This window comes from Variovorax sp. Soil_C_12 (assembly GCF_057657375.1).
On sequence record NZ_JBDGIO010000001.1, the window covers coordinates 634,582 to 648,787 of the forward strand.

The 14,206-nt window shown below is 67.5% G+C and carries 11 protein-coding genes and 1 pseudogene; 2 read left to right on the top strand and 10 right to left on the bottom strand.

The features are described 5' to 3' along the window. Positions 1 to 7: 7 nt before the first annotated feature. Together pgi and tal are read right to left on the bottom strand one after the other, a co-directional pair. Positions 8 to 1,555: a glucose-6-phosphate isomerase gene (pgi, locus tag AC3A6X_RS03220; RefSeq protein ID WP_487840776.1), complete on the bottom strand. Its 1,548-nt coding sequence runs from the start codon at positions 1,553 to 1,555 to the stop codon at positions 8 to 10. Then, the gene (tal, locus tag AC3A6X_RS03225) at positions 1,552 to 2,505 is read right to left on the bottom strand and encodes a transaldolase (protein ID WP_487840777.1); all 954 of its coding nucleotides are present in this window, start codon (positions 2,503 to 2,505) and stop codon (positions 1,552 to 1,554) included. The genes pgi and tal overlap by 4 nt, the downstream gene beginning before the upstream one ends. 107 nt (positions 2,506 to 2,612) lie before the next feature. On the opposite strand from tal, the gene AC3A6X_RS03230 reads away from it, so the two are divergent. Further along, entirely contained in the window at positions 2,613 to 3,287 is a 675-nt protein-coding gene (locus AC3A6X_RS03230; protein WP_487840778.1) for a lipocalin family protein, read from the top strand. Here the strand turns inward: AC3A6X_RS03230 and AC3A6X_RS03235 are convergent. Beyond that, positions 3,233 to 3,898, bottom strand: coding sequence for an HAD family hydrolase (locus AC3A6X_RS03235; protein ID WP_487840779.1), 666 nt, complete (start codon positions 3,896 to 3,898; stop codon positions 3,233 to 3,235). The genes AC3A6X_RS03230 and AC3A6X_RS03235 overlap by 55 nt on opposite strands. A gap of 139 nt (positions 3,899 to 4,037) precedes the next feature. On the opposite strand from AC3A6X_RS03235, the gene zwf reads away from it, so the two are divergent. Further along, a complete protein-coding gene (gene zwf, locus AC3A6X_RS03240; protein WP_309964850.1) occupies positions 4,038 to 5,516 on the top strand; it encodes a glucose-6-phosphate dehydrogenase in 1,479 nt (492 codons plus the stop codon). Positions 5,517 to 5,525: 9 nt separating this feature from the next. Here zwf and AC3A6X_RS03245 read toward each other — a convergent pair whose 3' ends face one another. The 7 genes and pseudogenes from AC3A6X_RS03245 to AC3A6X_RS03275 form a co-directional block, all read right to left on the bottom strand. Then, entirely contained in the window at positions 5,526 to 6,518 is a 993-nt protein-coding gene (locus AC3A6X_RS03245; RefSeq protein WP_487840780.1) for an ABC transporter ATP-binding protein, read from the bottom strand. Continuing rightward, the gene (locus tag AC3A6X_RS03250) at positions 6,515 to 7,507 is read right to left on the bottom strand and encodes an ABC transporter ATP-binding protein (RefSeq protein ID WP_487840781.1); all 993 of its coding nucleotides are present in this window, start codon (positions 7,505 to 7,507) and stop codon (positions 6,515 to 6,517) included. The genes AC3A6X_RS03245 and AC3A6X_RS03250 overlap by 4 nt, the downstream gene beginning before the upstream one ends. A 17-nt stretch (positions 7,508 to 7,524) precedes the next feature. Further along, the gene (locus AC3A6X_RS03255) at positions 7,525 to 8,436 is read right to left on the bottom strand and encodes an ABC transporter permease (RefSeq protein WP_309964844.1); all 912 of its coding nucleotides are present in this window, start codon (positions 8,434 to 8,436) and stop codon (positions 7,525 to 7,527) included. A 60-nt stretch (positions 8,437 to 8,496) separates the two neighbouring features. Beyond that, positions 8,497 to 10,095 (bottom strand): ABC transporter substrate-binding protein, encoded by a 1,599-nt coding sequence (locus AC3A6X_RS03260; protein ID WP_487840782.1) that lies wholly within the window; start codon positions 10,093 to 10,095, stop codon positions 8,497 to 8,499. A gap of 26 nt (positions 10,096 to 10,121) precedes the next feature. Next, positions 10,122 to 11,378, bottom strand: a complete 1,257-nt coding sequence (locus AC3A6X_RS03265; protein ID WP_487840783.1) for a M20 aminoacylase family protein — start codon at positions 11,376 to 11,378, stop codon at positions 10,122 to 10,124. Positions 11,379 to 11,380: 2 nt separating this feature from the next. Next, positions 11,381 to 12,361, bottom strand: coding sequence for an ABC transporter permease (locus AC3A6X_RS03270; RefSeq protein ID WP_106555083.1), 981 nt, complete (start codon positions 12,359 to 12,361; stop codon positions 11,381 to 11,383). A gap of 117 nt (positions 12,362 to 12,478) precedes the next feature. Beyond that, positions 12,479 to 14,064 (bottom strand): annotated as a pseudogene (locus tag AC3A6X_RS03275) (ABC transporter substrate-binding protein). Positions 14,065 to 14,206: the final 142 nt, after the last annotated feature.

The following is a 14,206-nucleotide window of genomic DNA, read 5'->3' on the forward strand; positions in this document are numbered from 1 at the left end:
CGTGCGGCTAGCGCAACCGGGCCAGCAGGCCGGCGGTGGAGGCATCCAGCCCCGCGGTGTCACCCGAAGCCAGCCGTGGTTCGATGTCCTTGGCCAGCACCTTGCCGAGCTCCACTCCCCACTGGTCGAAGCTGTTGATCCCCCACAGCGCGCCGCTGGTGAACACCCGGTGCTCGTACATCGCGAGGAAGGCGCCCAGGACCTCCGGGTTCAGCTGGTCGAAGACGAAGAAGCTGCTCGGCCGGTTGCCCGGGAAGTTGCGGTGGCCGCCGGCGTCCTGCTTGCCGACCATCAGGGCCTGGGCCTGCGCGAGCGCATTGGCCAGCAGCTTGGGCTGGTGGCCTTCCAGGTCGTGCGCCGGCTCGCGCACGGCAATGAACTCCAGCGGAATCACGTCCGTGCCCTGGTGCAGCATCTGAAAATAGGCATGCTGCCCGTTGGTGCCGGGCTCGCCCCACAGCACCGGCGAGGTGCCCAGCGGCAGTGCGGTGCCGCTGGCGTCGACCTGCTTGCCGTTGCTCTCCATCTCGAGCTGCTGCAGGTAGGCCGGCAGGCGCTGCAGCGCGCTGTGGTACGGCGCAATGCTGCGGCTGGTGAAGCGGTGGAAGTTGCGGTACCACACGTCGAGCAGCCCCAGGCGCACAGGCAGGTTCTGCGCCAGCGGGGCGGTTCGGAAATGCTCGTCCATCGCGTGGGCGCCGGCCAGCAGGCGGCGGAAGCCCTCGGGGCCGATGGCCAGGGCGATCGGCAGCCCGATGGAGGACCACAGCGAATAGCGCCCGCCCACCCAGTCCCAGAAGCCGAAAGTGGTCTCGATGCCGAAGGCGCGCGCCGCCTCGACGTTGGTGGTGAGCGCGGCGAAATGATGCGCGATGTTGACGTTGCCGGACTGTTCGAACCAGCGCTTGGCCGAATGCGCGTTGGCCATTGTCTCGGCCGTGGTGAAGGTCTTGGAAGCGACCAGGAACAGCGTGTGCTCGGGCGCCAGGCTGCGCAGCACCCCGGCGAGTTCGTGGCCGTCGACGTTGGAGACGAAATGGAAGCGCTTGCCCGGCGCCACGTCGGCATCGAGGGCGCGCACCACCATCTGGGGCCCCAGGTCCGAGCCGCCGATGCCGATGTTGACGACGTCGGTGATGGTGTGGTCGGCGCGCACCCGCTCGGCATAGGCCAGCATGGCGTCGAGCGTGGAGTGCACCTGGGCCAGCTCACCCGCCAGCGAGGGCGGCACGGTCATCGAGGCCGGCGCGCGCAGCAGCGTGTGGAGCACCGCGCGGTCCTCGGTTGCGTTGATGTGCTCGCCCGCGAACATGGCGTCGCGATGCGCCTCGAGGCCGGCCTCGCGCGCCAGCGTCAGCAGCAGTTCCTCGGTCTTCGCGTCGATCAGGTTCTTGGACAGGTCGGCGAAGAGATGCGGCGCCGACTGGCTGAAGGCGCCGAAGCGCTGCGGATCGCCGGCAAAGGCCTGGCGCAGGTCGAAGCTGCGGCCGGCCGTGTCGTAATGCGCCTGGAGCCGGCCCCACGCCGGGGTGCGATCGCTGCGTGTTCGTGTCATGCGACCTCCTCCATCAGTTTTTCCAGCTTGACCGCGTCGGCCGCGAAGGCGCGGATGCCCTCGGCCAGCTTCTCGGTGGCCATCGCGTCCTCGTTGAGGGCGAAGCGAAAGGCCGGCTCGTCGAGCACCAGCTTCGGGATGTCGAGCGCCCGCGCGGCGTCCGCGTCCAGCGCGTGCGCCAGCGGCGCCTCGCTGGCGGCGAGCTCGCCCAGGAGTTCGGGGCTGATGGTCAGCAGGTCGCAGCCCGCCAGCGCGGCGATCTGGCCCACGTTGCGGAAGCTCGCGCCCATCACCTCGGTGCGGATGCCGTGCTTCTTGTAGTAGTCGAAGATCTGGCGCACCGACTGGACGCCGGGGTCGTTGGCGCCCGCGCGGGCCGCTTCGTCCCAGGTGCTGCCGGCCGCCTTCTTGTGCCAGTCGTAGATGCGGCCGACGAAGGGCGAGATCAGCTGCACGCCCGCCGCGCCGCAAGCCACCGCCTGCGCGAAGGAGAAGAGCAGCGTGAGGTTGGTGTGGATGCCCTTCTGCTCCAGCTGGCGCGCCGCCTCGATGCCTTCCCACGTGGCGGCGATCTTGATCAGCACGCGCTTCTCGGTGTCGACGTCCTCGGCACGGTAGAGCGCCACGATGCGCTCGGCCCGCGCCACGGTGGCGGCGGTGTCGAAGCTGAGGCGCGCATCCACCTCGGTGGACACCCGGCCCGGGATGAGCGAGAGGATCTCGGTGCCGAAGCGCACCAGGAGGCGGTCGATGATCTCGTCGGTCGCCAGCTGGCCATGCTTCTTCACCGCCTCGTCGAGCAGCGGCCGGTACTCGGCCTTCTGCACCGCCTTGAGGATGAGGGACGGATTGGTGGTCGCGTCCTGGGGCTTGAACTGGGCCAGCTGGCGGAAATCGCCGGTGTCGGCCACCACGGTGGTCCACTGTCGAAGGGCATCGAGTTGGTTCATGCAGCCATTATCCCGCCGCAAAACTACAGTTCGTGTGGTCCCCGGCTGACGAAGCGGGAGAGCCCCCGCGGCTACGGTCGGGCTTCGACCGACTCGAAGGAATGCTCATGTCCCGCCGCCATCCGCCCGAATCGCGACCCCGCGTCGTCTTCGACGACCGCGTCCACAGCGCGTCGATCGGCACCCTCGCCACGGCCTTCTGCGTCGGCGGCGCGCTGACCCTCCTGGCCTTTAACACTGCCCGCACCGCGCGCTCCGCGCGCCTGGCCGGCCCGGCCGACGGTGCGCCGCTGATGCGCGCGCCCCTGCAGGTGGTCGCCCCGGTCGACCTGCAACGCTACGTGGGCCTGTGGCACGAGCAGGCGCGCCTGCCCAACCGTTTCGAGAAACGCTGCACCGGCCCGGTCACGGCCGAATACACGCTGATGGAGGACGGCAGCGGCCTGCAGGTGCTCAACCGCTGCATCCTGCCGGACGGCCGCTTCGAGGAGTCGAGCGGCGTGGCGCGCGTCGCACCGGTCGCCGGGCAGCCCGGCGCCGGCCGGCTGGAGGTGTGCTTCGCACCGGAGTGGCTGCGCTGGCTTCCCATGGTGTGGGGCGACTACTGGATCCTCAGGCTCGACCGGGACTACCAGGTCGCGCTGGTCGGCACGCCGGACCGCAAGTGCCTGTGGGTGCTGTCGCGCGCGCCGCGGCTGGAAGACGCCGCGCTGCAGGCCGAGCTCGACTACGCGCGCTCGCTGGGCTTCGAGGTCGACAAGGTCGAGCGCACCGGCAGATAGGGCGCCAGCTGCGCCGGCAGCGCGCTCGGCGCCTCGCAGTGGATGGCCTGCCAGCCGAGCGACCGCGCCGCCAACACGTTGGCGGCCGAGTCGTCGATGAACACCGTCTCCGCAGCCTGCAGGCCATAACGCGCGGCGAGCAGCTCGTAGATCTCGGGCTGCGGCTTGATCATGCGGACGTCGCCCGAGAAGATGCCGCCGTCAAACCAGTCGAAGAAGGCATGGCGCTGCTCGAGCACGCGCGCATAGGGCACCGGCATGTTCGACAGGTAGTAGAGCCTGAGCGCCTCGCCGGCGTCGCGGCGCGCGCGCAGCTCGGCCAGCAGCTCGATGGTGACTGCGATCGGCTCCAGGCGCTCGCCCATCGGCGCCAGCGTGGTGCTGAGCCGATCCGCCGGCAGCGACAGGCGCAGCGCCATGCGCCCGATGGCGTCCTCCAGGCTGTGCGTGCCGCGGTCGAAGCCCAGCCAGTCCTCGTGATGGAACATCTCGCGCGCCAAGGCGTGCGCGGCCTGCGCCGTGGGCGTGTGCGGCGCCAGCACCGCATGCACCAGCGACACCGGCTCCCAGCTCAGCAGCACCGCGCCGAGATCGAACACAACGTTCTTCATGCCTGCTCGTTCAAAAACAAAAAGGTCCCGGGGGACCGGCCCGAAGCTTAAGCGAAGTCGCCGGCGCGACAGCGTCCGTTAACATTCGCAGGCGGGCTTCAAGCGCGAAACATCACCACGACAACACGGGTTCTTATCCATGAGTTTCGATCTCGTCCTCTTTGGCGGTACCGGCGACCTTGCATGGCGCAAGCTGATGCCGGCACTGTTCCAGGCCTTCCGTCACGGCAGCCTGCCCGAGGACGGCCGCATCATCGGCGTGGCGCGCGACGAGCTGTCCGACGACGGCTACCGCGAGCTGATCCAGTCGCGCTTCGCGGCGGTCGAGGGCGCCAAACGGCCGAGCCCGGAGGAGTTCAAGAAGTTCGCCTCCATGCTGTACTACCTGCGCATGGACCTGTCGAGGGCGCAGGACTACGCGAAGCTTGCCGACCTCCTCAAGCAGCGCGACGCGAGCACGGTCGTGATGTACCTCGCCACCGCGCCGGCTCTTTTCACGCAGGTGGTGGAGCAAATAGCCGCGGCCGGGCTCAACGGCCCCAAGACGCGCGTGGTGCTCGAGAAGCCGCTGGGCCACGACCTGGCCTCCAACCGCGCCATCAACAAGGCGGTGTGCAAGGTACTGGCCGAGCACCAGGTGTTCCGCATCGACCACTACCTGGGCAAGCCCTCGGTGCAGAACCTGTTCGCGATGCGCTTCGGCAACGCGCTGTTCGAGCCGATCTGGCGCCGCGAGCACATCGCCAACATCGAGATCACGATCGCCGAGGACCTGGGTGTCGAGAAGCGCGGCGCCTTCTACGACCAGACCGGGGCGCTGCGCGACATGGTGCAGAACCACGCGCTGCAGCTGGTCTGCGCCATTGGCATGGAGCCGCCGATCAACGCCCATGCCGACGCCATCCGCGACGAGAAGCTCAAGGTGCTGCGCGCGCTCAAGCCGTGGACGGCGGAATCCATCGGGCTGCACGCGATCCGCGGGCAGTACGCCGCCGGCACGGCCTACGGCGAGCGCGTGCCGGGCTACCGCGACGAGCCGGGCGTCGACCCCGAAAGCCGCACCGAGACCTTCGTTGCGCTGCGCACCGAGATCGCCAACTGGCGCTGGGCCGGCGTGCCGCTCTACATCCGCACCGGCAAGCGGCTGGCCTCGCGCGATGCACACATCACGGTCAACTTCAAGCCGACGCCGCACGCGATTTTCCGGGCGCCGACCAACGCCTTCAACAAGCTGGTGATCAACCTGCAGCCCCGGGACGGCCTGGAGCTGCACATGCTCGCGCAGGCGCAGGACGGTCGCCATCAGCGCAGCGGCAACGGTCCCCGCTACGCCGGGCCGCAGTTGGCACCGGTTCAGCTGGATCTCGACTTCGACAAGCGCTTCGGCTCCGAACGCGTGGGCGCCTACGAGCGCCTGCTGCTCGATGTGATCGACGGCCGGCTCAACCTTTTCGTGCGCAGCGACGAGCAGGAAGAAGCCTGGCGCTGGGTCGAGCCGCTGATCGACAGCTGGGCCTCGGATGGCCCGCCGCGCCCCTACGCAGCGGGCACCTGGGGGCCCAGCGCGTCGAGCGCGATGATCGCGCGCGATGGGTTTGCCTGGAGCGAAGAGCAGTAGGCGCCGCTCTCAGATCCTGCCTTCCTCGACGGCGTGGCAGGCCACCTGCACGCCGCGCAGCATCTGCAGCGGCGGGCGCTCGGCCTTGCAGCGCGCATTGGCATGCGGGCAGCGCGGATGGAAGGTGCAGCCGGTGGGCGGGTTGAGCGGGTTGGGGACCTCGCCCTGCACCGGGGTGCGCGCATCGCCCGCGTGCTTCATCTTGGGGATGGCCTCCAGCAGCATGCGCGTGTAGGGATGCTGCGGCGCCTCGAAGAGCTTGGCCTTGTCCGCCACCTCCACCAGCCGCCCGAGGTACATCACGCCGACCTGGTCGGCCACATGGCGCACAACTGCGAGGTTGTGCGAAATGAAGAGATAGGTCAGGCCGCGCTCGCGCTGCAGGTCCTTCATGATGTTGAGGACCTGGGCCTGCACGCTGACGTCCAGCGCGGAGGTGGGCTCGTCGCACACCAGGAACTCGGGCTGAGTGGCCAGGGCCCGGGCGATGGAGATGCGCTGGCGCTGGCCGCCGGAGAACTGGTGGGGATACTTGACCATGTCCAGCGGGCTGAGGCCGACGGACTGCAGCAGTTCGCCGACGCGCGCCTTCAGCGCGGGGCCTTCCTTCAGGATCTCGTGCTCGCGCAGGGGCTCGCCGACGATGTCCTCCACCAGCCAGCGCGGGTTGAGGCTGGCATAGGGATCCTGGAAGATCATCTGGATGCGGCGGCGCAGCTTGCGGCCCTCGGCACTCTTGAAGGCGGCATGAGCGTCCTGGCCATCGAAGTGCATGCCGCCGCGGGTGGGCTCGTACAGGCCCACCAGCAGGCGCGCGACGGTGCTCTTGCCGCAGCCGGATTCGCCGACCAGGGCCAGGGTCTTGCCGCGCTCGATGGAGAAGCTCACACCGTCCACCGCGTGCAGCAACAAGCGCGGCTTGCGTTCGAGCACACGGTTGAGCCAGGGCGGGGAAACGTCGAAGACCTTGGCCAGATCCTGGGCTACGACCAATGCGCTCATGCTGCGATCCCATCGACCGATGACGTGCTGTGCGCATCGTGCAGCCAGCATGCGGCCCGGGTCGCGCCGGCGTTGAGCAGGTCGGGTCGCTCGACCAGGCAGCGGTCGAAGACGCGCGGGCAGCGCGGGTTGTAGGCGCAGCCGCGCGGAATGGCGTTCAGGCGCGGCATGGCGCCGTCGATCTGGTTGAGGCGTTCGCGGTCCATCGTCATGTCGGGGATGGCGGCCATCAGGCCCGAGGTGTAGGGATGCGCGGGCTGGTGGATCACCTCCTGCACCGGGCCGATCTCGGCGATGCGGCCCGCGTACATCACGGCCACGCGGTCGCAGGTCTCGGCGATCACGCCCATGTCATGGGTGATCAACATCACCGCCGCGCCGCGCTCTTTGCAGATGCGCTTGAGCAGCGTGATGATCTGCGCCTGGATCGAGACGTCCAGCGCGGTGGTGGGCTCGTCCGCCACGATCAGCTTGGGCTCCGCGGCCAGCGCCAGGGCAATCACCACCCGCTGGCGCATGCCGCCGGAGAACTGGTGCGGGTAGTGGTCGATGCGCTGCGCGGCGCCGGGGATGCCAGTGTCCTGCAGCAGGCCAATGGCGCGGCGGCGCGCTTCCTCCTCGCCCACAGGTAGGTGGGTGCGGATGGTCTCGGTCAGCTGCCGGCCGATGGTGTAGAGCGGATTGAGGGAGGTCAGCGGGTCCTGGAAGATGGCGCCGATCTTGCGCCCGCGAATGTGGCGCATGGCCTCGTGGCCCAGGTTGTCGATGCGCTGGCCTTCCAGCACGATCTGCCCGGCGGCCACGCGCCCGGGCGGCTCCAAGAGGCCGATGATGGCCGCGCCGGTCAGGGACTTGCCCGCACCCGACTCGCCCACCACGCCCAGGATCTCGCCCGGCGCGATCTCGAAGCTGATGTCGTCCAGCGCGCGCAGCGTGCCTCGGCGATGCGGGAACTCGACCATCAGGTTGCGGACTTGCAGAAGACTCATTCGGTGTACTCCTGCCTTCAGCGCAGTCGGGGGTTGAGGGCGTCACGCAACCAGTCGCCCAGGAGGTTCACGCTGAGCGCGATCAGGATCAGCATCAGGCCGGGGAAGACGGTGATCCACCATTCGCCCGAGAACAGGTAGTCGTTGCCGACGCGGATCAAAGTGCCCAGCGAAGGCGAGGTCGGCGGCACGCCCACGCCCAGGAAGGACAGCGTCGCCTCGGTGATGATCGCGGTCGCGACCTGGATGGTGGCCAGCACCAATACCGGGCCCAGCACATTGGGCAGCACGTGCCGGCGCATGATGCGAAGCGGTGCGACGCCCGTCACGCGCGCCGCCTGCACGTACTCCTTGTTGCGCTCGACCATGGTCGAACCGCGCACCGTGCGCGCGTACTGCACCCAGCCGGTGAGCGAGATCGAGATGATCAGCACGCTGAAAGCCACCGTGTCGTGCGCGTTGGGGAACAGCGCGCGTCCCACGCCGGCGATCAGCAGCGCGACCAGGATGGGCGGGAAGGACAGCATCACGTCGCACACGCGCATCAGGAAGGCATCGAGCCATCCGCCCCAGAAGCCGGCCAACAGGCCCAGCAGCACGCCGACCATGACCGACAGCACCACCGAAACCATGCCGACGACCAGCGAGATGCGTGCGCCGTAGATCAGCGCCGAGAGGATGTCGCGCCCCTGGTCGTCGGTGCCCAGCAGGTACTTGGTCGTCCCCTCTGCTTCCCAGGCGGGCGGCAGGCGCGCATCGCCGAGCTCGAGGGCGGCGAGGTCGAAGGGGTTGTGCGGCGACACCCATCCGGCAAAGATCGAACAGAAGACGCAGACGAAGGCGATTGCCGCCGCGAGCATCGCGACCGGCGAGGTGCGGAAACTGTGGCCGATGTCGCTGTCGAGCCAGCGGGCCAGTGTCTTTTTCATCGGGAGGCCTAAAAAGTGGGCCTGCATCGCAGGCCCTCGGAGTCATGTGCCGTCAAGCCTTCAGGGCTTGGCGGGGCCCTGGATGCTCATCCACTTGAAAGGCATGAAGTTGTCGGCCCGCTGCGTCAGCGCGACCTTCTTGCTTACGCCCCAGGCCAGTGACTGCTGGTGCAACGGCAGGTGGCCGATATCGTCCGCATGGATCTTGAAGGCTTCCTGGATCATCGCCATGCGTTCCGTCTTGTCGGTGCTCGACTTGATCTTTCCGATCAGTTCGTCGAGCTTGGGATTGCAGTACGAGCCGAGGTTGAACTGGCCGTCACCCGTCTTGTCGTCGGGGCAGCGCATCAGCGCGTCGAGCGCGTTGTGCGAATCGTAGGTGGTCGGCGTCCAGCCGAGCAGGTAGAAGCTGGTGTCGCGGCGCAGGATCTTGGGGAAGTACGTGCCCTTGGTCTCGGCCGCGAGATTGATCTTCACGCCGATCCGCGCGAGGTTCGCGGCCACCGATTGGCAGATCTGCCCGTCGTTGACATAGCGGTCGTTGGGGCAGTTCATCGTCACCTCGAAGCCGCTCGGATAGCCGGCGTCCGCCAGCAGCTTCTTGGCGCCCTCGACGTCCTGCGGCAGGCGCTTGTCCTGCGCCTCGGTCCAGCCATTGATACCGGGGCCGACCATCAGTCCCGTGGGCCGCGAGGCGCCGCGCATCACCGTGCGCTGGATCCCGGCGATGTCGATGGCCTGGTAGAAGGCCTGGCGCACGCGCTTGTCCTTGAAGGGGTTCTTGCCCTTGACGCTCGAGTACAGCAGCTCGTCGCGCTTCTGGTCCATGCCCAGGAAGATGGTGCGCAGCTCGGGGCCGACCACCACCTGCGCGTTCGGGCTGGCATTGATGCGCGCGATGTCCTGCACCGGCACCGGCTCCATCACGTCGATCTCGCCCGACATGAGGGCCGCTACGCGCGTCGCCGAATTGGCGATGGGGGTGAAGATCACCTCCTGCACGTTGCCGTCGATCTTGCCCCAGTAGGTGCCGTTGCGCACAAACACCGTGCGTACATTGGGCTGGCGCTCGCGCACGCGGAACGGCCCCGTGCCGTTGGCCTTGAACGAAGCGGTGTTCTCGATGCCCTTGCGGCGGTCGACGGGCTTCTCGGCCTTGTTCTCCTCGCACCACTTCTTGCTCATGATCGCGAGGTCCGACAACACGTCCGGCAGGATCGGGAACGGCCCCTTGGTCTCGATGTCGACCGCGTGGTCGTTGACCTTGCGCACTTCCTTGATGTCGTTCACCTTGGCCTTCACGTCCGAGCCGTCGCCGGCCGCACGCGTGATGCTGAAAAGGACGTCATCGGCTGTGAAGGGAGTGCCGTCGTGAAACTTGACGTTCTTGCGCAGTTCGAAGCGCCACACCGTCGGAGAGGTCTGGCGCCAGGAGGTGGCCAGCGAAGGCGCGAGGCTCAAGTCCTTGTTGCGATCGGTCAGCGCGTCGTACACGTTAAGGTCGACTGAGAGCTGCAGCGACTCGTTGAGCGAGTGCGGATCGAGCGAAAGCGCATCACCCTGATTCGCGACGCGGATCGTCTGCGCGCCCGCGGGGAGGCAGAGCAAGCCCAGCGCGGACATGACGGCCATCGCGGCCAGCTTGTTTCTCAGGTTCATGGAAGCACTCCTCGGGTTGAAAACGTTCAAGACGCCACGGATGCGGCCACGCTCTTGGCGGGCCGGTCCACGGCGTTCAGTGGCATGCCCTGCTCGACCAGGCCGGCATGCAGGGCGGCGCCGAGCGGCAGGATCTCGTCGTTGAAGTCGTAGCGGCTGTTGTGCAGGAATGCGCCGCCGCGAGCGTCCTGGCCGATGCGCATGTAGGCGCCGGCCTTCTTCTGCAGCATGAAGGAGAAGTCTTCGGCGCCCATGCTCGGCTCCATGTTGCGCTCGACGTTGTGCGCGCCCACCAGGGACTGCGCGACATCGCCGGCGAACAGGGCCTCGGGCGCGGTGTTGATGGTGGCGGGGTAGATGCGCTCGAACTTGACCTGCGCCGTCGCGCCGAAGCCGGCCGCGACCGCGGAGCACAGTTCCACCAGCCGCTGCTCGACCTGCGCCTGCACGCGGATGCTGAAGGTGCGCACCGTGCCCACCAGCGTCGCCTTGCCGGGCACCACGCTCATGGCGCCGAGGTCGCCGGCCTGCACCGCGCAGATGCTGATCACGGCCGCGTCGATGGGCCGCACATTGCGCGAGACGATGGTCTGCACGGCCGTGATGATGTGGGCCGACACCAGCACCGGATCGACGGTGAGGTAGGCATGCGCGCCGTGGCCGCCCTTGCCCGCGATCTCGATGGTGATGCGGTCGGCGGCCGCCATCATCGCGCCGCGGTTGATGCCGACCGTGCCGGCGGGCAGGCCGGGCCAGTTGTGCATCGCGTAGACCGCGCTGACCGGGAAGCGGTCGAACAGGCCGTCCTCGATCATCGCGCGCGCGCCGGCGAAGCCTTCCTCGCCAGGCTGGAAGATCAGCACGGCGGTGCCGTCGAAGTCGCGGGTCTCGGCCAGGTAGCGCGCGGCGCCGACCAGCATGGCGGTGTGGCCGTCGTGGCCGCAGCCGTGCATCAGGCCCTTCTTCGCGGAGCGCCAGTTGAAGTCGTTGTCCTCGCACATCGGCAGGGCGTCCATGTCGGCGCGCAGGCCGATCATGCGACCGCTGGCCGTGGAGCGGCCGCGGATCACGCCGACCACGCCGGTCTTGCCGATGCCCGGATGGATCTCGTCGACGCCGCAGGCCCGCAGCGACTCCTGCACGCGGCCGGAGGTGTAGATCTCCTCGAAGCCGAGCTCGGGGTGGGCGTGCAGGTCGCGCCGGAAGGCGGTGATCTCGGGATGGAAGCGCGCGATGTGCGCGAAGGCCCGTCCCGAAGCCTGGAAGCGGGGGCTGCTGTCCATCGTCAATGCCCTCCCGCCCTGCCGATGCGCAGCCGTGGGTCGACCACGAAGTACAGCAGGTCCACGACCAGGTTGATGACGACGAAGATCAGCGCGATCAGGCACAGGTAGGCGGCCATCACCGGGATGTCGGCGAAGGTCACGGCCTGGATGAAGAGCAGGCCCATGCCGGGCCACTGGAAGACCGACTCGGTGATGATGGCGAAGGCGATCAGGCCGCCGAGCTGCAGGCCGGTGATGGTCATCACCGGCACCAGCGTGTTCTTGAGCGCGTGGCCGAAGTGGATGGCGCGGTCCGACAGGCCGCGTGCGCGTGCGAACTTGATGTAGTCGGTGCGCAGCACCTCCAGCATCTCGGCGCGCACCAGCCGCATGATCAGCGTGAGCTGGAAGATGGCGAGCGTGATGGCCGGCAGCACGATGTGCATCCAGCCGTCGGCGCGCAGCAAGCCGGTGCTCCACCAGCCCAGCTGCACCGTCTCGCCGCGGCCGAAGCTGGGGAACCAGCCGAGCAGCACGGCGAAGACGAGGATCAGCAGGATGCCGATCAGGAAGGTGGGCAGCGAGACGCCCAGCAGCGAGATCGTCATGAACACCTGGCTCATGAAGGTGCCGCGCCGCAACGCCGTGTAGACGCCCATCGGGATGCCGACCGCGAGCGCCAGGAAGGCGGCGACCAATGCCAGCTCGAGCGTCGCCGGGAAGCGCTCGCCGATCAGGCGCGAGACCTTGCTGCCCTGGCGCAGGCTCAGGCCGAACTCGCCCTGCGAGGCATTGACCAGGAAGTGCCAGAACTGCACGAAGAAGGGTTTGTCCAGCCCGAGGCCGGAGCGCAGCTCGCGGATCTGCTCGGGCGTCGCATCCTGGCCGAGCAGGAACACGACCGGATCGCCCACGTATTGGAACAGGAGAAAGGCGATGAAGGCGACCGCGACCATGACGATCACGGCCTGGATCAGGCGGCGCAGTACGAAAGCAATCATTCAGCAGAGCACGTGTTCAAACGATGCTAGCAGAGCAAGCCGCATGCCCAAGAGGTGGTTCCCCGGGTTGCGGCTCGCCCAGGGCTCGACAGAAATGCAGCAGGCTCCAAGCGCGGATCAGTTCACCTTGATGAGGCGCCAATCGAGCCGGTTATCGGCGCGATGGACCACCTCGATGTTCTTCTTCATCGCCCAGGGGATGATCTGGTTGTGCAGCGGGATGTGCGAGACGTCGTCGTTCTGCAACTGCAGCGCCTCGGTCAGCAGGCGGTCGCGCACCGGGATGTCGGTCTCCGTCTTCACGCGGTCGACGAGCTGGTCCATCTTCGGATTGCTGTAGCGCCCGACGTTGTAGTTGCCGTCGCCGCCGCCGCCCACCGAGCGCGTGAGCGACTGCAGGCTGTAGAGCGCGTCGAAGGTCGGCACGCCCCAGCCGAGCATGTAGATGCTGGCTTCGAAGCGCTGGATCATCGGGAGTAGGTCACCAGCGGCAGCGTGCGCAACTTGGCCTTGATGCCGACGCGCGCCCACATGGCGGTCACCGCCTGGCAGATTTCCTCGTCGTTGATGTAGCGGTTGTTCGGGCAGGCGAAATCGACCTCGAAGCCGCCGGGATAGCCGGCGTCCGCCAGCAGCTTCTTGGCGGCCTCGACGTCATAGGGATGGCGCTTGTGCACCCCTTCGGTCCAGCCGTTGACCTGCGGCGCCACCAGGGCACCGGTGGGCTGGCTCAGGCCGCGCATGGTCACGCGGGTAAGGCTCGCGATGTCGATGGCCTGGTACAGCGCCATTCGGACACGCTGGTCCTTCAGCGGATTCTTGCCCTTGACGCTGGAGCCGGGCAACTCCTCGCGGAACTGGTCCATGCCGAAGAAGATGGTGCGGTTCTCGATTCCGTCGACGACCTTCAGGTTGCCGCTCTGCCGCAGGCGGCCCAGGTCCTGGGGGCTGGGGTCGAGCACGAAGTCGACTTCGCCGGAAAGCAGCGCCGCCGCGCGCGTGGCTTCCTGCTTGATGGGGGTGTAGACCACCTCGGTCACGTTCGAATCGTTCTTGCCCCAGTAGTGCGGGTTCTTCACCAGCACCAGGCGCTGGTCCGGCAGCCATTCCTTGACCATGAAGGCGCCGGTGCCCATCGCATTGCGATGGGCGTAGCTTTCCTCGGGGGTCTTGATGTCCTTCGGCTCGACGGACTTGTTCTTCTCCGCCCAGGCTTTGCTCATGATGCGCAGCTCGGTCAGCTGGTTCAGCAGCACCGGATTGGGGCCCTTGAGCAGGATATCGACCGTGTTCTCGTCGACCTTGACCACCTTGTCGATGCCCTGGGCATAGACCGCGTAATTGGAGGTCTTGGCCATTGCGCGCGTCAGCGAATACACGACGTCATCGGCCGTCAGTGCAGATCCGTCGCTGAACTTGACGCCGCTGCGCAGGGTGAACCGCACCTGCGTCGGGGACACATTCTTCCAACTGCTCGCCAGCTGGGCCTCGGGCTTGAAGGTCTTGCTGTTGTAGTAGACCAACGAGTCGTAGATGGCCGCATGCACGCCATTGCCCAGGGCATTGTTCTGCGAGTGGATGTCGAGCGTGGGGATGTCGCTTGCACTCGACCACTTGAAGGTCTTGGCATGCACCGCAGGGCCCGCCAAAACGGCGCCCGCGAGGGCGAGGGCAACGGGAAACACTACGCGCTTGGAACCCATGGTTAACCTTCCGTCACAAGTCAAAACGCGGACTATGCAACACCCGGGCCAGCTTGAGAGACGGGAGAACGCTGACCCAAGGGATATCCCTGTTCGCGAAAGCCCGGAAAAGAAAAAAGCCGCCCGACTTTCGTCGGGCGGC

Excerpts from the sequence above, each read along its gene's own strand:
- pgi (WP_487840776.1), bottom strand. The coding sequence starts at position 1,555 with ATGACACGAACACGCAGCGATCGCACCCCGGCGTGGGGCCGGCTCCAG.
- tal (WP_487840777.1), bottom strand. The coding sequence starts at position 2,505 with ATGAACCAACTCGATGCCCTTCGACAGTGGACCACCGTGGTGGCCGAC.
- AC3A6X_RS03230 (WP_487840778.1), top strand. The coding sequence starts at position 2,613 with ATGTCCCGCCGCCATCCGCCCGAATCGCGACCCCGCGTCGTCTTCGAC.
- AC3A6X_RS03235 (WP_487840779.1), bottom strand. The coding sequence starts at position 3,898 with ATGAAGAACGTTGTGTTCGATCTCGGCGCGGTGCTGCTGAGCTGGGAG.
- zwf (WP_309964850.1), top strand. The coding sequence starts at position 4,038 with ATGAGTTTCGATCTCGTCCTCTTTGGCGGTACCGGCGACCTTGCATGG.
- AC3A6X_RS03245 (WP_487840780.1), bottom strand. The coding sequence starts at position 6,518 with ATGAGCGCATTGGTCGTAGCCCAGGATCTGGCCAAGGTCTTCGACGTT.
- AC3A6X_RS03250 (WP_487840781.1), bottom strand. The coding sequence starts at position 7,507 with ATGAGTCTTCTGCAAGTCCGCAACCTGATGGTCGAGTTCCCGCATCGC.
- AC3A6X_RS03255 (WP_309964844.1), bottom strand. The coding sequence starts at position 8,436 with ATGAAAAAGACACTGGCCCGCTGGCTCGACAGCGACATCGGCCACAGT.
- AC3A6X_RS03260 (WP_487840782.1), bottom strand. The coding sequence starts at position 10,095 with ATGAACCTGAGAAACAAGCTGGCCGCGATGGCCGTCATGTCCGCGCTG.
- AC3A6X_RS03265 (WP_487840783.1), bottom strand. The coding sequence starts at position 11,378 with ATGGACAGCAGCCCCCGCTTCCAGGCTTCGGGACGGGCCTTCGCGCAC.
- AC3A6X_RS03270 (WP_106555083.1), bottom strand. The coding sequence starts at position 12,361 with ATGATTGCTTTCGTACTGCGCCGCCTGATCCAGGCCGTGATCGTCATG.